At 68.5% G+C, this 18,762-nt stretch carries 17 protein-coding genes; all 17 read left to right on the forward strand.

Annotation, left to right across the window (positions count from 1 at the left end; all coding sequences use genetic code 11):
• Nucleotides 1-13 precede the first annotated feature (13 nt).
• Entirely contained in the window at nt 14-313 is a 300-nt protein-coding gene (locus AB0K52_RS17395; RefSeq protein WP_208497036.1) for a DUF397 domain-containing protein, read from the forward strand.
• A 369-nt stretch (nt 314-682) separates the two neighbouring features.
• Complete coding sequence (locus AB0K52_RS17400; protein WP_363532964.1) at nt 683-2,227, forward strand: S8/S53 family peptidase; 1,545 nt, start codon at nt 683-685, stop codon at nt 2,225-2,227.
• Between the two features lie 9 nt (nt 2,228-2,236).
• Nucleotides 2,237-2,851: a sigma-70 family RNA polymerase sigma factor gene (locus AB0K52_RS17405; protein ID WP_363532967.1), complete on the forward strand. Its 615-nt coding sequence runs from the start codon at nt 2,237-2,239 to the stop codon at nt 2,849-2,851.
• Entirely contained in the window at nt 2,841-3,371 is a 531-nt protein-coding gene (locus tag AB0K52_RS17410; RefSeq protein ID WP_363532970.1) for a carboxypeptidase regulatory-like domain-containing protein, read from the forward strand. The genes AB0K52_RS17405 and AB0K52_RS17410 overlap by 11 nt, the downstream gene beginning before the upstream one ends.
• Before the next feature lie 10 nt (nt 3,372-3,381).
• Nucleotides 3,382-5,898, forward strand: coding sequence for a CHAT domain-containing protein (locus AB0K52_RS17415; protein ID WP_363532973.1), 2,517 nt, complete (start codon nt 3,382-3,384; stop codon nt 5,896-5,898).
• Between the two features lie 31 nt (nt 5,899-5,929).
• A complete protein-coding gene (locus AB0K52_RS17420) occupies nt 5,930-7,201 on the forward strand; it encodes an MFS transporter (protein WP_363532976.1) in 1,272 nt (423 codons plus the stop codon).
• Between the two features lie 56 nt (nt 7,202-7,257).
• Nucleotides 7,258-7,689, forward strand: a complete 432-nt coding sequence (locus AB0K52_RS17425) for a protein phosphatase (protein ID WP_363532978.1) — start codon at nt 7,258-7,260, stop codon at nt 7,687-7,689.
• 143 nt (nt 7,690-7,832) lie between these two features.
• Nucleotides 7,833-8,777, forward strand: a complete 945-nt coding sequence (locus tag AB0K52_RS17430; RefSeq protein WP_363532981.1) for a Fic family protein — start codon at nt 7,833-7,835, stop codon at nt 8,775-8,777.
• A 160-nt stretch (nt 8,778-8,937) separates the two neighbouring features.
• Nucleotides 8,938-9,666 (forward strand): DUF4129 domain-containing protein, encoded by a 729-nt coding sequence (locus tag AB0K52_RS17435; RefSeq protein WP_363532984.1) that lies wholly within the window; start codon nt 8,938-8,940, stop codon nt 9,664-9,666.
• Entirely contained in the window at nt 9,663-10,172 is a 510-nt protein-coding gene (locus AB0K52_RS17440) for a hypothetical protein (protein WP_363532987.1), read from the forward strand. The genes AB0K52_RS17435 and AB0K52_RS17440 overlap by 4 nt, the downstream gene beginning before the upstream one ends.
• Nucleotides 10,172-11,167, forward strand: coding sequence for a MoxR family ATPase (locus AB0K52_RS17445; RefSeq protein WP_363532990.1), 996 nt, complete (start codon nt 10,172-10,174; stop codon nt 11,165-11,167). Before AB0K52_RS17440 ends, AB0K52_RS17445 begins: the two co-directional genes overlap by 1 nt.
• A complete protein-coding gene (locus tag AB0K52_RS17450; RefSeq protein WP_363532993.1) occupies nt 11,164-12,522 on the forward strand; it encodes a DUF58 domain-containing protein in 1,359 nt (452 codons plus the stop codon). The genes AB0K52_RS17445 and AB0K52_RS17450 overlap by 4 nt, the downstream gene beginning before the upstream one ends.
• A complete protein-coding gene (locus tag AB0K52_RS17455) occupies nt 12,519-13,133 on the forward strand; it encodes a hypothetical protein (protein ID WP_363532996.1) in 615 nt (204 codons plus the stop codon). Before AB0K52_RS17450 ends, AB0K52_RS17455 begins: the two co-directional genes overlap by 4 nt.
• 11 nt (nt 13,134-13,144) lie before the next feature.
• Complete coding sequence (locus AB0K52_RS17460; RefSeq protein WP_363533014.1) at nt 13,145-14,530, forward strand: FAD-dependent oxidoreductase; 1,386 nt, start codon at nt 13,145-13,147, stop codon at nt 14,528-14,530.
• Between the two features lie 74 nt (nt 14,531-14,604).
• Nucleotides 14,605-15,294, forward strand: a complete 690-nt coding sequence (gene mtrA / locus AB0K52_RS17465) for an MtrAB system response regulator MtrA (protein WP_030155693.1) — start codon at nt 14,605-14,607, stop codon at nt 15,292-15,294.
• Nucleotides 15,294-16,919, forward strand: coding sequence for an MtrAB system histidine kinase MtrB (mtrB, locus tag AB0K52_RS17470; RefSeq protein WP_363532999.1), 1,626 nt, complete (start codon nt 15,294-15,296; stop codon nt 16,917-16,919). Before mtrA ends, mtrB begins: the two co-directional genes overlap by 1 nt.
• Complete coding sequence (locus AB0K52_RS17475; protein WP_363533002.1) at nt 16,903-18,630, forward strand: LpqB family beta-propeller domain-containing protein; 1,728 nt, start codon at nt 16,903-16,905, stop codon at nt 18,628-18,630. The genes mtrB and AB0K52_RS17475 overlap by 17 nt, the downstream gene beginning before the upstream one ends.
• Nucleotides 18,631-18,762: the final 132 nt, after the last annotated feature.

Genomic DNA, 18,762 nt, shown 5'->3' on the forward strand with positions numbered 1-18,762 from the left:
TTATGCTTGGGCGATGACGAAGCGTGAGCACCCGCTCAAGGGCGAGTTCGACACTGCAACGGCCCGTTGGGAACGCACCACCCACGAGGACGGCACGCCCGCCGCGCTCGAGATCGGCTACGCCGACAACGGCCTGGTCGCCCTCCGCATGGCCGAAGACCCCGAAGGCGACATCCTCATCTACACGCCGTCCGAATGGGAGGCCTTCGTCGAAGGCGTCCGCGACGGCGAGTTCGACATCGAGACCTGGGACGACGAGCCGATCGTCGAGATCATCGAAGACGACGAGGAAGACGCACCCGCGAACAAGTAAGCCCCCCAAGGGGCTCCAACAGACCGCATCACGGCCGCGCCGACGGGATACCGCCGGCGCGGCCGCTCGTCGTCCCCCGGTCGTGCCAATCGGTGTGCCAACTTGAACTTTCCGCGAAGCGTTGGTATCCGAACGGACTCGACGGTCTCTTCCCTGGTGAATGTCGTGATACCCGCCAGCCCGTGGCGTTCGCGGCATTCCGGGCCTGAATGCCTCCCGACCTATCGGCGCCACGCGACTGAGCACATTAACGGCTCGCAAGCTTCGCCGTACCCTGCGCGTGGCGATGGGCGGGGAGAATGGATCGCGAAGGATCCCCCTCCTCACCGAACAACCGCATAGACCCCCGAGACCAGCAGAGGAGCTCCCATGCGATTGGTGTTCACCGATCACGAACCCCATCTGAAGCCCAACCCCCGCCGCGACCACATGAGCGGCGTGCCCGAACTCTCCTACGCGACCCTGGACCGCCACGGCGGCCGCGTCCTCGCCCCGGGCCAGGTTTTCCGCACCGCCGGCCATTCGTCGCCGATCGGCACCATCTACCGATACGACCGTCTTCTGGTCGACGAATCGGTCATCACGGATCCTGAGGTGCGCGAGCGACTCGAGTCCGCGATCCGGCCGTCGGGGATGTCGTTGGAGAGCCAGGCCGCAAGTTCCATCATCGAAGGACAGGGCTCCTATCGGGTCCCTGTGGTGAGTGCCCACGGCGATCAAGCGGGCGTAGACGCCTGGTCGCTGATCCATCGCCTCCGCACCGACCAGAGCGACAGCAGCCTGCCGCAGGCGCTCCTAGAGAAGGTCCGCCTGGAGCACATCATGGTCTGTTCCAAAGGAACCGGACCGAGCGTCGGCACTGGCGAGCCGCCGTTCGGCGGCGGGCGCGGCGCATCGCTCGGCCGCATCCCGGTCGACATGGTCGCCCCCATGCCGGAGCGCAAGAAGCTCGACCGGCGGCTTCGGGTGGCAATGCTGGACACCGGGGTCCCTTCAGCTCACCCCGCTTTCGACATCTCCGACCGCAGCGAGGGACGGGACACCTTCGTCGTGGTCGACCACGCCTTCCAAGCCAGGCTCGGCCGACACAACGACTCTCCTGCTCCGCCGCTGGACGACCCCTGGGACGGCCCGGTGCACGAGCCGACCCTCATCGGCGAGGTGGCCCAGCACTTCGGCCACGGCACATTCATCACCGGGCTGCTGCGCCAGATGTCCCCGGACGTTCAGATCTACTCGCTCCGAGTCGTCCACAACGACGGTCTCTCCTACGAACACGAGATCATCGGTGCGCTGCACCACGTCGCCGACCAGATCGAGGCCTCTCGCGGCGGCGACACTGGGGCACTCGCCGTCGACGTCGTCGTCCTCGCGACTGGCTATGTCGACGAAGCCGCTGACGACCTGCCGGGAGGCTGGATGGGCGGAGCGGTGGACCGCCTGACGAAGTTGGGGGTACCGGTGGTCGCAGCAGCCGGAAACCAGTCTTCGGACCGGCCGTTCTACCCCGCCGCGTTCGCCGCGCACGAACGACCCGAGAACTCCGCGCCGATCCTGAGCGTCGGGGCACTGAACCCCAACCTGGAGATCGCCATGTTCTCCAATGAGGGACCGTGGGTCTCTTGTTACGCCACAGGCGCCGGCTTGGTGAGCACGTACCCGTGCGAGGCGGAGGGCTCGCGTGAACCCGAGCGACGGTCGAAGTCCACCATGCGGAACCGGTTCCGCGAAAGCTACGACTTCGATGACTTCTCGTCCGGCTACGCAGTTTGGAGCGGCACCTCATTCGCAGCTCCTGTTGCGGCCGCGTACCTTTTGAACGCTATCGCCGAGTTCGGAGTCGAGGAGATCCACGACTCGGCGAAGGCATCCGAACGCGCGCACGCGGCGCTGGCGCGACTGAAGAGTCGCTAGCCTGAAGACATGAACGCGATTCCGGCTCATTCGGTGACGACGGTCGACTACGACCGGTACGCACGGCTCTACACCGCCGCGCGCGCTGGCGACCGACTCGCTCAGCGGACCCTGATCGAGGAACTCAACGAGCCGCTCTGGCGAGTGGCCCGTCGCGCCGGGCTTGATCCGGAGAGCGCCGCTGATGTGGTGCAGACGGCGTGGCTTCGGCTATGGCGCACCAAGGATGGACTGAACCAGCCTCGCGCGCTGACCAAGTGGCTGCGTACCACGGTCAGCCGCGAGGCTTGGAAGCTCGCCGGAAAACTGAAGCGGGAGCTTGTCTTCGACCCGCTCGACATCAAGGAGCCGGTCATCGACGGCATCGAGGACGATCTCGTCCGTGACGCCGAGCGAGAGGCCGTGCGCCGTGCCTTCCTTGCCCAAAGCGAAAGGTGCCGGGAGTTGCTCGCCTACGTTGCGACCTTCTCCCGACCGGACTATGACGTCATTTCGGAAGAGCTCGGAATGAAAAGGGGGAGCATCGGACCCACCAGGGGCCGGTGCTTGGACAAACTGAGGAAAACCCTGCTGGACGACCCGTCCTGGGGCTCAGGTGAGGAGCGAAAAGCAGATGGAATCTGAAAATCGGGTTCAAGGCGAATTCGAACCGTTGGACTCCTGCGACGAACGGATTCTCGCTGTCATCAATGAGCTCCATCAGCGGGACGATCCCATGCCGAGTGACCTCAACGAGCGGGTCGAATTCGTTCTCGAGCTCGAGGCCGCACTCGATGCCAGAGTCGCCTCCGTCTACCGGCCGAAGGAGTTGACGCCGGTACGTGGGGACGCAGAGCTCGCTGTGAATCAAGGCGATCCGGCTTCGATCACGTTCGACTGCGAAACCGTCACGGTGATGGTCACGCCCCGGCCGTCCGCCGTGCTCGAAATGCGTCTCGACGGTTGGATCGGACCGGAGGGGACCTATGTCGTGGAGCATCGCAGTCCTCAAGGCACCCGACGGGCCTCGACTGATGAAACCGGCAGATTTGTACTCGAGGGCCTGCCGAACGGTGAGATGTTCCAATTGGTAATCCGCCCTGATGAAGCGCTACAACGAGAAGGGCTACCCGCGGTGGTAGTGACTCCGGCGGTGCGTCTGTAACATGTGAAGAATGCTCCATCGCGCCTGGCGCCTGTTCACCCGCGGACAGCGTCTTAACCGCCGAGGCCGAATCGCCGAATCGGCGGCGGTGCTTGAAGAGGCGCTCAGCATGCTCGAATGGCACCCGCATGCCCCTCCTGAACCGGGCACCGCTCGAGCAAGATTGATCGCGAAAGCGCTCATGGTCCTTTCCACCGACCTCGCAAGCCAGGGTGAAGCCACTGAAGCGCTGCGCCTCTTGGATCAGGCATCCGAATTCGTGGATCCCGCAGACCGTGGCGTGCTGCTGCATCAGCGGGCGCTCGGTCTCTGGCAGCGCGGGCGCCTCCCTGAGGCGGTGCACTGGTTCGAGGAGGCCGAGCCGCAGCTCGCAGAGAACGGACCCGACTACATGTACGCGGCGCTGTTCCATAACCGGGCGAACCTCTGGCGTGATCTGGGAGAGCTGCAGAAAGCCCTCGAGAGTATCCAACGGTCGATCAATCTCTACAACACCAAGGTCGACATCCCTGTCAACCGGGCCAAAGCGATCCATGTCGAGGCGTTGATCTGGCTCGACCTCGGGGAGGTCACCAAGGCGCTTACCGCCTTCGACGAGGTGCGCGAGCTGTACCGGCAATATGCGCCCGAACTCGAAACGTTCATACAGGCGTCCTACGCCGAGGCGCTCTCCTACGTCGGACTGTTCAGCCAGTCGACCGTGCGCTGGGCCGAAGCCATCGCGGCCCAGCGGTTGGCCGGCGATCACAGGAGTGCTGCGATCTTCGAGTACTGGTGCGCCATTGCGGCGTACGAGCACAATCGTCTCGAATTGGCGCAGGAGTGGGCCAAGCAAGCCGTGGACTCGCTGTACGAACAGGGAAATGAGCCGATGGCGTTCCTTGCGCAACTCCTGGTCCTGCAGTGCCGCTTCGACTCGGGAGATGTGGGGCCGGACTTTGCTGACAAGGTCTCTCGCCTGGTCGACGCGCTCGGCCAGCGAGACTGGACACTGCGCCTGAACCAAGCCAAGGTTCTCGCGGCCAGGGCATGGATCAGAACGGGCGAGCTCGAAAGAGCTGCGAAAGCACTCGGATTCGACCGCGGCGGGGTCGGGTATGAAGCGCTCGCAGAGGATCTTGCCCTGTACCTGGCCAGGGCGGAGCTCGCGGTCGCGCAGGAGAACGACCCGCTGCCCACAATCCGGGCCGGGTTGGAGCAGCTCGACGAGTACCGGATGGCATTCGGATCCGTGGAGTTTCAGGCAGGGGTCTCGGCCCTCGGCATCCAGCTGGCGTTCAAGGGCCTCGGGCATGTCGCTCGCAGGAGCGGTCCCTCGGAAATCCTGTGGTGGATGGAGCGGAGCCGTGCGCAGGCGATGCGAATACCGCCCGTGAAGTCGAGCGTCGACCCGGCGGCCCAAGAAGCCCTGGGAAGGCTCCGTCAAGCTCGGCAGCAGCTCTGGGAGGTCCAAGTCGAGGGCGGCAGTGCGGCCGGGGAACGGGAGCGCGTCCAAGAACTCGAGGAAGAGATCCGAGCGTTCGACCGGACTCGTCCTGGCTCGGGTCGGCAGGAGGATCGCATCCCGCCAGAAGACATCCACGAACTGGCGGAATCCCGGGAGACCGTCGTCGTCAACCTCTTTGAAGTCGCGAACCAACTGTCAGTGGTTCTCGTCGGCGGCGATGGAATGCGACATATCCAGATGATGCCGCTGAAGGATGCGTCCGAGCTCGCACAAAGGATCGGTGCCGACCTCGACGCATTGCGGCGGACCTTCCACCACCCTCAGCGTCTTCGGCAGAGCGTCGAGGGATCGATGCGGCGCAACGCGGACGCGCTGGCCGAAGGCATCTGGAATCCGATTGCCGACTATGTCGGGGACCGGCAGGTGGTCGTGGTCCCGCATAGCAAGCTCGCGTGGGTTCCGTGGCCGATCCTGCCGCCGCTCCGAGGGAGGCCGCTGACCGTCTCCCCGTCAGCCGAGGCCTGGTGGCGTGCTGTGCACCGGCCTGAAGGCTCCGGTCCGGCGTTGATCGCTTCCGGCCCCGGCCTCGCACGTGCCACGGGGGAGATCGAGGAGATCGCGAAGCTCTACAGCGGCGCACGACTGATACCTGCTGAGAAATCCGACCCTGAGAGCGTGCTCAGGGCGCTTGACGGGGCCGCCATCGCGCATCTCGCTGCTCACGGACACCACGAGCCGGACAACGTCTTGTTCTCCCGCCTGGATTTCGGACTCGGCCCATTGAACGCATACGAACTCCTTGGCTTGGACCAGCCTCCCTCCCATGTAGTCCTGTCCGCTTGCGACCTCGGACTGTCCACCGTGGAAGTCGGAAATGAAACACTGGGGTTCACGGCGGCCCTGCTCCACGCCGGAACCTCCACCGTTGTCTCCAGCCTTGCGAAGGTCCCCGATGCGATGGCTGCCGACATGATGCTCGAGTACCACCGCAAGTGCGTCTCAGGTGCGACCCCCGCCGAAGCACTTGCGGCCGTGGGGGAGCACCGGCCGTGGCATCCGTTCGTCGCATTCGGCGCCTGACCGACAAACCACCTCTCGAAAAGGTCCCCCGATGACCGAGACCCAGCCCGAGTCCAAACCTCTCTCCATGTTCCGCAACCCCGACTACCGGCGGATCTTCACCTCAGTCGGCGCGAGCCAGATCGGCCTGCAGGTCGCGTACTTCTCGATCTCGATCATCGCGGTCGTCGTCCTGGACCTCAGCGAGTCGCAGATCGGCATCCTGTACGCGATGGACCAGATCGCGCTGGTGATGTTCGGCCTACTGGTCGGCGTCTGGGTGGACCGGTTGCGGGACAAGCCGATCATCGTCACCAGCGAGATCCTGCGCGCGGTGGTGATGGCGAGCGTGCCGATCGCGTGGGCGTTCGACGCCCTGACGACCGTGCACGTCTTCGCGGCGATGTTCCTGCTCGGCCTGACCTCCGTCTTCTTCGACGTGGCCCAGTCGAGCTACGTGCCGAGGCTCATCGACAACAAACGCCTCGCGAGCGGCAACTCCCGCATCCAGGGCATCAGGTCGGCTTCCGACACCGGCGGACCCCTCGCCGCCGGTCCGCTGGTCTCGCTCCTGACCGCGCCGGTCGCGATCGTCGTGGCGGTGGTGTCGTTCGCCGTCTCCGCGTTCTCGGTCGCGCGCATCAAGTTCCAGGAAGAAGAGCCGGAGCGGCCCGAGAAGCCGCACCTGGGCAGTGAGATCGTCCAAGGGGTCAAGTTCATCTTCCGCGACGCAGTCCTGCGGAGCATTCTGCTCGTGAGCTGCTGGTGCAACCTCTCCGTCGGCGCGTTCCAGGCAATGCTCATGGTGTTCCTCATCCGCGAAGCCGACCAGTCCAGCGAGGTCGCCGGGTTCGTGCTCGCGGGTTCGGGTGTCGGCGGGGTGCTCGGTGCGATGCTGGTCGGCCGGATTTCGACGAAGGCGGGCGTAGGCCCGACTGCGATTGCAGCGCTGGCGATCTCGGGTCCCGGCATGGCGATCGTCGCCGCCTCCGGTCCTGGCTGGGGCGCTGCGGTCGCCTTCGTCGGGCAAGTCGTCTACGTCGCGGCGATCGTCGTCTTCAACGTGAACGTCATCAGCTACCGCCAAGCGGTCACCCCCGACGACATGCAGGGGCGTGTCGGTGCCACCCAGCGCGTCATCTGCTGGGCCGGGCTCGCGGTCGGCTCGATCGTCGGCGGCTTCACCGGCGACCTGTTCAGCGCCCGCACGGCCCTCCTCATCGCCGCCGCGATGCTCTTCATCGGCTTCCTGCCGCTCCTGCGAACCCCGCTGCGCACACTGCGGGAAATCCCCGACGAGGACGCACTGCAGCCCGCCAAGTAGCCGGGTCCGCGATCCGACCGAAGCGCGAGTCGTTGCCACGCACTAGATTCCAGAGGATGAACGACACCTGGGAACCAGACGCCCCCGGCGTCCTCCGCCTGCCCTCCGGCCGCCTCGTTCGAGGGCGCGGCCTCGCGCGGCCGCTTCCTGACGGGCCGACACCGACCTTCGCGCTCTACCTCCTCGGCAAGGAGCCGCCGGCCGTCGACTGGGAGTCCGAGTGGGTCCGCTGGCCCGACTTCCGGCTCCCCAGCGACAGAGCCGACTTCGCCGCGAAACTCCGCACCGCTTGGACCCGGGCCGAGACCGAACGCGTCGAGTTCGCCTGCCACGGCGGCAACGGCCGCACCGGCACCGCGCTCGCGTGCCTGGCGGTCCTCGACGGCGTCCCCGCGGCCGAGGCCGTCGCCTACGTGCGCGCGAACTACTCCCCGAAAGCCGTGGAAACCCCCTGGCAGCGCCGCTTCGTCATCCGCTTCGAACGTTGACCGCGCCCCCTCGACACGGTCGTGACCTCGTCAAATATGTAACGAATGTTCGGTACAATTAATTCGCTGTTTCCGAACATTCGTGGAGGGCCATGTCGCCGCGCGGAAGACCATCCCGTCAATCCCTCTACGCCCGCCTCGATGTGGCCATCGCGCAACTCCACAAGGATTACGGCGGGCTGCCAAAGCCCGACCAGGCGGCCGACATCTGGTCCGATCTCTGGCACCGCGACACCCACCACAGCACGGCGATCGAAGGCAACACGCTCGCCTTGTCTGATGTGGAGCAGCTACTCGACCGCGGTCGCACCGCTCGGCCCAAGCCGGTCGCCGAATACCTCGAGGTCCAGGGCTACGCCGATGCCGCCAAATGGGTGTACGCCGAAGGCATCGCCGCTCGGGGCGATGCACCGCTGATCACGCTCCAGGAGGTTCGCCACCTTCACCACCAGTCGATGCGACTGGTGTGGGAGGCGGCACCGCACCCACACGCCGGCGCCGATGAAGACCCGGGCGCATTCCGCAGGCACCAGATCGCGGCCTTCCCCGGCGGCATGAAACCACCGTCGTGGACCGAAGTCGATTCGCTGATGCGGACTTGGGTCGACGAGGCATGCGACTTCGAGTCGCTTCCTGGTTCGCATGAGATGGAGCGTCTCGCCCATCTCCATCAACGGTTCGAGCAGATCCACCCGTTTCTCGACGGCAACGGGCGCACCGGTCGCCTGTTGCTCAACCTCCTGCTGCTGCGGCGCGGGTTCGCGCCGATCGTCATCGAGAAGCGCCGCCGCGAGCGCTACCTGGACTGCCTGCAGGACGCGGACAGAGGCAATCTGTCGAGTCTGGCCGAGCTGCTGACCCGTCAGGCCCTCGATAGCATCGAGCGTTTCGCGCTGCCCGCGCTGGCCGGTACCGACCAACTCGTGCCGCTGGCGGGACTTGCGGGCAAGGAGATCGGGGAGCCGGCGTTGCGGGCCGCTGCCATCCGCGGCCGCTTGCGCGCGGCCAAGAACGAATCCGGCCAATGGCTGAGTTCTCGCGAAGCGGTCGGCGAATACCTGCAATCTCGTCGCCAACGCAAGGACTGACGGCCTTCGCAGGCGGGCGCCGACTGCGGATGTCCGGTTCAACTAATTCGGGGGTTGCGAACATTCGCGGGGCGGGAAACGGGGTGGTAGGCGGTTGCAGCACGGTTGGCATAGGGTGGGGCGCGTAACCCCGGAAGACGAGCACCCCTTGAGGTTCCGTATGGCGCAGACCGATACGCGGTCGCGGAGAGACGCGGCGCGGCGCTGGCTGCCGGTGCTCGTCGTGGTCACGGCGCTGCTGGTGGTCGGGTTGGCCGCGCAGGGGGCCGGGCTGCAGTGGCAGGAGGCCCAGCTGCCGGAAGGCACGGGGGACGGGCAGGAGTCGCCGCCGCCGGAGGCGCAGCAGACCATGGAGCTGCCGTCCGACATGCCGATGGAGGAGCCCCGCGAGGAGTACACCCTGCCAGGGTGGGTGTCGTGGGTGGTCCTCGGGCTGCTCGTGGGCGTGCCCGCGTTCTTCGTGCTGCTGTTCCTTGCCCGCAGGCTCGTGGAGTGGCTGCGTGACGCGCCGCCCAGCAGCGGGATCGCCGATCCGGAACCCGAGTACCTGCACAGGGACTTCACGCTCGTCGAGGAGGCCGTGAACGCCGCGCTCGCCGAGATGGACCTGGGCTCCGATCCGCGGGCGGCGATCATGGCGTGCTGGCTGCATTTCGAGCGGGCGTCCGAGGCCGTGGGGATCGAGCGCGAATCGTCCGACACCCCGGCGGACCTGGTCAGGAAGCTGCTGGTGCGGCATGAGCTGGACGGCACCGCGCTGCGGCAGCTATCCGAGGCCTACCTGCGCGCCCGGTACTCGCCGCACCAAGTCGTCGAGGCCGACCGCGACCGCGCCCGCGACGCGCTCATCGCGCTGCAGGCCCAGCTCGGCGTCCGGGAGGGACGATGAAGGAGTTCTTCGCCCCGTTCGGGCGGCTGCGGCTGTGGCCGGCGGTCGGGGCCGTCGCGCTCGCCGTCCTGTTCTGGGCTGCCGCGCTCATCTCCGGCGTCGAGTTCGCGATCTGGCAGCTGGTGCTGCTGGCGCTCGCCGGGCTCGTCGCGAACTCCGTGGTCAACGGCATGCGGGCCGACACCGTGAAGGCCCCGCCGCTCGTCACGAGCACGGTCAACGAACCCAGCTGGCGGCCGTTCACCGAGGTCAACCGCTGGGAGGACCGGCTCATCTTCGCCGAGGCGAAACCCGGCCGGTTCGAGAGCACGAACGCGAAGCAGCAGCTCGTCGAGGTCGCCTCCGAACGGCTCCGGCTGCGCCGCGGCCTCTCGCTCGAGCAGCAGCCGGACCAATGCAGGGAGCTGCTCGGCGAACCGACGTTCCTGTTCCTCACCCAGCCCGCACCCGACTGCCCGACCCCGAGGCAGCTCGGCGAACACCTGCAAGCGATCGAGGAGATCTAATGTCAGACACCCCGAGCATCAGCCTCGACCAGGTCGCCCACCACGCGGGCGCGGTCCTGAAGTCCGTCCAGTCGGTCATCGTCGGCAAGGACGAGCCGCTGAAACTGGTCCTCGCCGGCATCCTCGCGGGCGGCCACATCCTCCTCGAAGACCTTCCGGGCCTCGGCAAGACGCTCACCGCGCGCTGCTTCGCGCAGAGCCTCGGGCTCGACTTCCGGCGCCTCCAGTTCACGCCGGACCTGCTGCCCGCCGACGTCACCGGCTCGCTCCTCTACAACCAGAAGAGCGGCGAGTTCGTCTACCGCAAGGGCCCCGTCCACACCAACCTCCTGCTCGCCGACGAGATCAACCGGACGCCCCCGAAGACCCAGTCCGCGCTCCTCGAGGCCATGCAGGAGCGCCAGGTCTCCGTCGAAGGCGAGACTCACCTGCTGCCCGAGCCGTTCACCGTGCTCGCCACCTCCAACCCCGTCGAGTTCGAGGGCACCTACCAGCTGCCCGAAGCGCAGCTCGACCGGTTCCTGCTCCGCGTCTCCTTCGGCTACCCGACGCCCGACGAGGAGTGGGAGGTGCTGCAGCGCCGCATCTCCCGCCGCGCCGAGACCGTCGACCTCGCGCCCGTCATCGACGCCCGCACGCTCGTCGGGATGCAGAAGGCACTCGAGAACGTCACCGTCGAGGACTCCGTCGGCCGCTACATGGTCGCCATCACCGCCGCGACCCGCGGCCACGCCCAGCTCCAGGTCGGCGCCTCGCCGCGCGGGTCGCTCGCGCTGCTGCTCGCCTCGCGCGCGCTGGCGGTGCTCGCCGGGCGCGACTTCGTGACGCCGGACGACGTGAAGGGCGTCGCGGGAGCGGCCCTCGCGCACCGCATCACCCTCAAGCCCGAGCTGTGGATGCGCCGCATCGACCCGGCCGCGGTGGTCGCCGACATCTGCCACGGCGTCCAGGCGCCGCAGACCGCCCAGGCCCCCACTTACTCTGTGCCGCAATGAGTCTCGCAGGCGATCCCGCGCTGAGTCCGCGCCCCGACAGCGCGAGACCGGTGGCCCGGGCGCACGCCGAGCCGCCCGTGACCTGGCGCCGCACCCCGGCCCTGACGCGGGCCGTCGCGCTCGTCGCGGTGTGCCTGCTCGTCTCGGTCGCGTTCGGCCGGATCGACCTGGTGATCATCGCCGCGCCCTTCGCGATCGGCACCGCGGTGCTGCTCCAGCACCGGCCGACGCGCCCGCCCGAGGCCCGGCTCGTGGCGCACGACGACGCCACCACCGCCGAAGGCGCCACCGCGGCCGCGAGCCTCATGGTCTTCAACCCCGAACCCGTCCCGATCACCACGCTCGTCACCGCGGGCGCCGACCCGTGGATCGAGCTGCACACCGGCAAGGGCGACTTCGCCGAACGCCTCGCGCCCGAGACCGGCCGCGACATGGTCGTGGCCGGGCGGGCCCTCCGGTGGGGCGGCCACCACCTCGGCCCGATCCACGTCCGCTCGATCGCGTGCGGCGGCCTCCTCGAGACCACCGTGCAGCGCCTGCACGGCGCGACCGTGTGGGTCCTGCCCGTCCCCGACTGGTTCGACTCCGCCGAGTCCCTGCCGTTCGCCGACGGCGTCACCGGCGTCCACCGGTCCCGGCGCGGCGGCGACTCCGGCGAGCTCGCCGAGGTCCGGCTCTACCAGCCCGGCGACCGGCTGCGCCGCATCGACTGGCGCACCTCCATGCGCAGCCAGGACCTGTACGTCAACGCCACCTTGTCCGAACGCGACACGGACGTCACACTGATCCTCGACCTCCAGGTCGAGGCGGGCGTCTCCGGCGGCCTGGACGGCGCGGCCTCGATCGCCGACCTCACCGTGCGCGCGGCCGGGGCCGTGGCCTCTCACTATGCGCTGCAAGGCGACCGCACGGCCTGCATCGAGTTCGGCGCCCGCGGGCGCCGGATGCGGGCCGGGGCCGGGCGGCGGCACGCCGCGGCGACGCTGCGCTGGCTCGCGTCCGTCGACATGCCGCCGGACCCGCTGCCGCCCTCGCCCGAGATGCTGCGCCGCCAGCTCGCCGGGCAGCGCTCGTTGAACGTGGTGTTCACGCCGCTGCTCACCGACCGCTCGCTCGCGCTCGTCGCCGCGATCGCCCGCGCCGGGCGGCCCGTGCTCTGCGTCGACACGCTCCCGCCGCACGTCTCGCCGCCCGACCGGACCCACTGGACCCCGTACGCGGAGCGCCTGTGGCGCCTCACCCGCGCGAACACGGTGATGGAGCTGCGCGACCTCGGCGTCGCGGTCGAGCCCTGGCAGGGCTCGGCGTCGCTCGACAACGTGCTCGCCGAACTGAACCGGAGACGGTACCGATGAGCGACTCGCACCGCAGCCTCGCCCGGGCCCTCAGTGAAGGCGCCCGCGAACGCCTCAAAGCGGGCAAGGCCGGCAGCGTCTCGTGGGCCAGGAGGGTCGCGCCCGCCGGGGTCCTGCTGCGGCTCGTGATCGTGCTGGCGCTGTTCATCGCCGCCGAGCTCGCGGTCCCGCCGGAGTGGGCCGCGGCCGGGTTCTACGTCGGTGCCGCCGCGCTCTTCGCCCTCACCGCGGCCCTGCTCCCGGGCGGGATCGCGCCGACGCTCGCCATCCTGTTCGTGCTCGCCTCGTGGGTCATCAGCGGCGCCCTGGACGACGGCGACTCCTCCTTGTGGACGGCAACCGCCCTGGCCTGCCTGCTGTACACGGCCCACGCCACGGCCGCCGTCACCCAGCGCTTCCGAACAACTACCGCAATGGACGGTGAGATCATGCTCACCTGGGGCCGCCACCTGGGGCTCGTCCTGGCGTGCACAGTGGTCATCGCCGGTACCCTGGCCCTGTTCACCGCGTATTTCACTGGTCTCGCCGCCGGTCTCGTCATCGCGGCCGGGATCGTGTCCGCGGTAACAGTGATCTACGTCCTCGCGCGTTCACTACACAAGAACCCCTGAGCAAGGACAGAATTGAACCCGTGAAACGTATAGTCGTGATAGGTGCCGGTCACGTCGGTTTCTACGTTGCCGAACGCTTGAGCAAGCTGCTGAAGAGCGACATCAAGCGCGGTCAAGTTGAACTGATGGTCATCGACCCCAACCAGCACATGACCTACCAGCCGTTCCTGCCCGAGGCGGCCGCTGGCTCCATCTCCCCGCGTCACGGCGTCGTGCCGCTCCGACAGGCCCTCAAGCTCTGCACCATCCTCACCGGTGCGGTCACCGAGATCAACCACGCCGAGCGCAAGCTCATCGTGCAGCCGTTCGTCGGTCCCTCCCGCGAGGTCGAGTACGACGAGGTCATCGTCGCCCCCGGCTCCGTCACCCGGCCGCTGCCCATCCCGGGCCTGGCCGACGTCGCCATCGGCATCAAGTCGATGGGCGAGGCCATCTGGCTGCGCAACCACGTGCTCCAGCGCTTCGACATCGCCGCGACCACCGAGGACCCGGACGTGCGCCGCAAGGCCCTCACGTTCGTCACCGTCGGCGGCGGCTTCGCCGGCGCCGAGACCCTCGGCGAGCTCGAGGACCTCACCGCGAACATCGTGAAGAACTACCCGATGCTCGACGCGGACGAGATCAAGTGGTACCTCGTCGAGTACGCGAACAAGATCCTCCCCGAGGTCGGCCCCGAGATGGGCGCCTACGCGGCCCGCGAGCTCACCAAGCGCGGCGTCGACATCCGCCTGGGCACGACCCTCAAGTCCTGCATCGACGGCCACGTCGTCCTCACCGACGGCGAGGAGTTCGACACCGACACCATCATCTGGACCGCGGGCGTCATGCCGCACCCGATGCTGAAGAAGTCGGACCTGCCGATCGGCCCGCGCGGCCACCTCGAGTGCAACACCCGCCTCCAGGTCGCCACCGGCGTCGAGGCCGGCAAGCACACCATCGGCGAGGTCGTCGAGGGCGCGTGGGGCGCCGGCGACTCCACCCAGGTGCCCGACACCTCGGACTTCCCGATGGACTGGTGCACCCCGTCCGCGCAGCACGCCGTCCGCCAGGCCGCCATCCTGGCCGAGAACGTGTACCGCACGCATGTGGGCCGCGAACTCAAGCCGTACGAGCACAAGTACATCGGCTCGGTCGCCGGCCTCGGCCTGTACAAGGGCGTGGCCAACACCTACGGATTCAAGGCCAAGGGCCTGCTCGCCTGGCTCATGCACCGCGGCTACCACCTGTCGCGCGTGCCGGGCACCGGCCGCAAGGGCCGCGTCCTCGCGGACTGGATCGTCGGCTTCTTCACGAAGCGCGAAATGGTCCAACTCGGTGAAATCCAGGCCGGCCGCGAGCCGTTCGAGGCCATCGCCGCAGGCACTGACCCCGCACGGGCCGCCAAGTCCGTCGGTTAGTCGTTACAGTTGGAGCACCACGGGTAAGAGACCCGTGGTGCTTCAGCCTTTAGCGAGGTGGAAAACTGGTGTCCATGAGAGCACGTGTACTCGTCGTTGACGACGACCCGGCCCTGGCGGAGATGCTCGGCATCATCCTCCGGACCGAAGGCTTCACCCCCACGTTCGTCACCGACGGCGAGAAGGCGCTCGCCGCGTTCAAGGAGCACCGCCCCGACATCGTCCTGCTCGACCTCATGCTCCCGGGCATGAGCGGCATCGACGTCGCCAAGGCCATCCGCGGCGAGTCGGGCGTGCCGATCGTGATGCTCACCGCCAAATCGGACACCGTGGACATCGTGCTCGGCCTCGAATCGGGCGCCGACGACTACATCGTCAAGCCGTTCAAGCCCAAGGAGCTGGTGGCCCGCATCCGCGCCCGCCTGCGCCGCGGCGACGACGTCACGCCCGAGCGCCTCGAGATCGGCAAGCCCGGCCTCCAGGTCCAGATCGACGTGCCCGCCCACCAGGTGACCCTCAACGGCGCCGAAGTGAAGCTCACGCCGCTCGAGTTCGACCTGCTCGTGGCCCTCGCGCGCAAGCCGCGCCAGGTCTTCACCCGCCAGGTCCTCCTGGAGCAGGTGTGGGGCTACCGGCACTCGGCCGACACGCGCCTGGTGAACGTCCACGTCCAGCGCCTCCGCGCCAAGATCGAGCCCGACCCCGAGCGCCCCCAGCTCATCCAGACCGTGCGCGGCGTCGGGTACAAAGCCGGATTGGGCTAGTGAAACGGGATCAGGGCCGGACTCGCGAGAGGCCGGCTTGGCTGCGGCGCCTCGCCCAAGGCGCCGCCCGCTTCGCGGGCCGCGTCTCGCGTCCGCTGGTCGACCGCTTCCGCGCCTCGCTCCAGCTGCGCGTGGTCTCCTCCACCCTGATCGCCTCCACCGTCCTCGTCCTCATCTTCAGCTTCGTCGTGGCCGGCTCGGTCACCTCGGGCCTGCTCGACGAACGCCAGGACACGGCCGTCGAGGAGACCGGGAACGCCGCCGAGCGCGCCGCCGAGCAGCTTGGCAACTTCTCCACCGCCTCCGACACGGCGCTCCCGGCGACCATGCAGCGGATCGTCAACGAGCTCGCCGAAGACCCGGTCTACGCGCCGTACATCATGCTGCGCACCGCCGACGGCGAGGTCGCCAAGACCCACCCGATCGCGGGCGGCGCCGAGCCGAGCCCTGAACTGCAGGCCACGGTCGCCGAAGGCAAGGTCGCGACCCAGTACGCCGAGTTCGACATCGACGACTCCGGCGCGCAGCCGTATCTTGTCGTCGGCTCGTACATCGACCTGAACATCGGGTACGAGATCTACGCGTTCTACCCGCTCGAGTCCCAGCAGGAGGCCATCGGTCTGCTGCGCACGAACCTGGCGCTCGCCGGGGTCGCGCTGGTCCTGCTCCTCGGCGTGATCGCCGCGCTCGTCACCCGCCTCGTCGTCACCCCGGTCCGCGAGGCCGCCCGCACCTCGCAGCGGCTCGCCGCCGGGCTCCTGCACGAGCGCATGGAGGTGCGCGGCTCGGACGACCTGGCCCGCCTCGCCGGCTCCTTCAACCTCATGGCCGAGAACCTGCAGAACCAGATTCGCAGGCTCGAGGAGATGTCGATGATGCAGCGGCGCTTCACCTCCGACGTCTCGCATGAGCTGCGCACCCCGCTGGCGACCATCCGCATGGCCGCCGACCTGCTCTACGACAACCGCGACGAGTTCGACCCGCTCACCAAGCGCTCCACCGAGCTCCTCCAGCACGAGATCGACCGCTTCGAGGACCTGCTCCAGGAGCTGCTCGAGATCTCCCGTTTCGACTCCGGGTTCGCCTCGCTCGAGGTGGAGGCCGTGGACGTGGGCCGCATCGCCGAGGACGTTGTGGCGGGCCTGGACCGGCTGGCCGGCGACTGCGGCGTGGCGGTCACCATCGCCAAGCCTTCCCGCCGGGTCATCGCCGAGGTCGACCAGCGCCGGGTGCACCGCATCCTGCGCAACCTCGTCTCGAACGCGATCGAGCACGCCGAGGGCCGCCCCGTCGAGGTCACGGTCGCCGAGAGCGACACGGCCGTGGCCGTCGCAGTGCGAGACCACGGGGTGGGCCTCAAGCCCGGGCACGCCGACCGCGTCTTCGACCGGTTCTGGCGCGCCGACCCCTCCCGCAACCGCAAGACCGGCGGCACGGGCCTGGGCCTGGCCATCAGCCTGGAGGACGCGAAGCTGCACTCCGGCACCCTCCAGGCCGTCGGCGCGCAAGGCGAGGGCACGCTGTTCGTGCTCACGCTCCCGCTGCAGGCGGGGAACCGGGTCATCAACTCGCCGATCCCGCTGCGACTCCAGCCGAAGGAGGCCCCCCGTGCGACGCAGGACTAGCCTCGCCGCCGCGGCCGCGCTCGGCGCCGCCTGGGCGCTGACCGCGTGCGGCATCCCCACGGACAAGGCGCCGGAGGTCGTGAGCGACGCGCCCACGGACTTCGACTCGTCCTCGGGGGCGAACCCGACCGTGTACGGGCCGACCGAGGTCGCCGAGGAGACCGTCGCGAACTTCTTCAAGGCCGCCTCGGGCGACCCCGACTCCCGCGACGACCGGCTCAACAGCTTCACGGTGGACGGCGACGCCCAGTTCTCCGAGCCCTCGGAGGGCATCCGCCTGGTGGCCTCCCTCGACGTGGCCGTCAACGACTCGAGCGACCTCAACTCGGTCACAGTGACGGTGACCGGCTCGGTCGTCGGCACCTACCTCGAGGACGGCTCGGTCCGCATGGACGCGACCGCGGGCGACTACGAGGAGACGTTCACCTTGCAGCGCAAGGAGATCGCCGAGCCGTGGAAGATGAGCGCGCTGCCGGTGCGGGTCGCCCTCGACTACAGCCACTTCACGACCATGTACGAGCAGGCGCCCGTGTACTTCCAGGCCGGGCCGGCCGAGCTGCTCGTCCCGGACCTGCGCTGGGTCTACAAGGAGCTCGACGCCGAGACGCGCCAGCGCGTGGTGTTCTCCTGGCTGTTCGCGAGCCCGGGCGACTTCGCGGGCGTGTCGGCGCGGAACGCGATCCCGAACGGCACGGTCGGCGAGCGCTCGGACGAGGACGGCTTCCGGGTCGACCTCTCGCCGAGCGAGAGCATCACCGACGAGACCGCGGAGGCGATCGCCGCGCAGATCGTGTGGAGCCTCAACCTCAGCGGCGATTTCACGCTCACGACCGACGGCGAGGTGCGCGCCGAGGGCGACGCGTCCGATTGGCGGAACTGGAACGCCATCCCGCCGAACCTGCCCGAGACCGCGTACTTCATCGCGGACAACACCGTGTGGGAGTACTCGTCGGAGCGAGGGGTCACACAGCGCTCGTCCGAGCACCCGTGGGTCGGCTACAAGGCGGGCGGGCTCCAGCAGGTCGCGGTCGGGCCGCAGGGCCGGATCGCGGCGGTCGTGGCCGGTTCGGCGGGCGACGTGCTGCAGACCGGTGCCACGACGGCGACGATGCGCGAGGTGGTCGGGCTCGGCGGGAGCCTCTCGGACCCGCAGTGGCTCGACGACGAGACCGTGCTCGTGATCGACGACGGGGTGCCGACCCTGGTGATCCCGTCGTCGGGGGCCACACAGGCGCTCGGCGTCGGCCAGCAGGCGACGGCGATGGCGCTCGCGGCGGACGGGCGGCGCCTGGCGTACGTCGAGGGCGGCCACGCGTTCGTGGCGCCGCTCGGCCTCGACGCGGACGCGAACCTGACCGTGGGCGATCCGCGGCGGATCGGGCCGGACATCGAGAACGTGACCGACGTGGCCTGGAGCTCGGAGAACTACCTGTGGGTCGCGGGGGAGCGGGACGACGAGCAGCTGTTCCGGGTCGCGATCGACAACTCGCGGATCGTGCCGCAGGAGGGGACGGGGACGTTCCTGCCGATCACGCAGATCGCGGCGAACCCGGCGGACCCGACGCGGCCGAACGCCGACCGCGGCGAGCCGGTGATCATCGTGGCGAGCCAGACCCTCTACCGCGTCTACACGAGCGGTCCGAGCGAGATCAGCAACGGTGACCATCCGGTGGGCGGCACCGCGCCCTTCACGGTCCTCTCGGCCCCCTAAAACCGCTACTGCCGCAACGCGAAAGGCCCGGAGCATTCCTTGGGTTCTAGGAGTCGTTGCAACACCTTGATCTACAAGGGATTGCGATGGATTTCGAGATCCGGGCGGACCGGAAGCCGCAGGGGCCCAGGA

It is taken from the genome of Glycomyces sp. NPDC049804 (assembly GCF_040674615.1).
GTDB lineage: Bacteria > Actinomycetota > Actinomycetes > Mycobacteriales > Micromonosporaceae > Glycomyces > Glycomyces niveus.

Coding starts and splice junctions, on each gene's coding strand:
- AB0K52_RS17395 (WP_208497036.1), top strand. CDS start 14: ATGACGAAGCGTGAGCACCCGCTCAAGGGCGAGTTCGACACTGCAACG.
- AB0K52_RS17400 (WP_363532964.1), top strand. CDS start 683: ATGCGATTGGTGTTCACCGATCACGAACCCCATCTGAAGCCCAACCCC.
- AB0K52_RS17405 (WP_363532967.1), top strand. CDS start 2,237: ATGAACGCGATTCCGGCTCATTCGGTGACGACGGTCGACTACGACCGG.
- AB0K52_RS17410 (WP_363532970.1), top strand. CDS start 2,841: ATGGAATCTGAAAATCGGGTTCAAGGCGAATTCGAACCGTTGGACTCC.
- AB0K52_RS17415 (WP_363532973.1), top strand. CDS start 3,382: ATGCTCCATCGCGCCTGGCGCCTGTTCACCCGCGGACAGCGTCTTAAC.
- AB0K52_RS17420 (WP_363532976.1), top strand. CDS start 5,930: ATGACCGAGACCCAGCCCGAGTCCAAACCTCTCTCCATGTTCCGCAAC.
- AB0K52_RS17425 (WP_363532978.1), top strand. CDS start 7,258: ATGAACGACACCTGGGAACCAGACGCCCCCGGCGTCCTCCGCCTGCCC.
- AB0K52_RS17435 (WP_363532984.1), top strand. CDS start 8,938: ATGGCGCAGACCGATACGCGGTCGCGGAGAGACGCGGCGCGGCGCTGG.
- AB0K52_RS17440 (WP_363532987.1), top strand. CDS start 9,663: ATGAAGGAGTTCTTCGCCCCGTTCGGGCGGCTGCGGCTGTGGCCGGCG.
- AB0K52_RS17445 (WP_363532990.1), top strand. CDS start 10,172: ATGTCAGACACCCCGAGCATCAGCCTCGACCAGGTCGCCCACCACGCG.
- AB0K52_RS17450 (WP_363532993.1), top strand. CDS start 11,164: ATGAGTCTCGCAGGCGATCCCGCGCTGAGTCCGCGCCCCGACAGCGCG.
- AB0K52_RS17455 (WP_363532996.1), top strand. CDS start 12,519: ATGAGCGACTCGCACCGCAGCCTCGCCCGGGCCCTCAGTGAAGGCGCC.
- mtrA (WP_030155693.1), top strand. CDS start 14,605: ATGAGAGCACGTGTACTCGTCGTTGACGACGACCCGGCCCTGGCGGAG.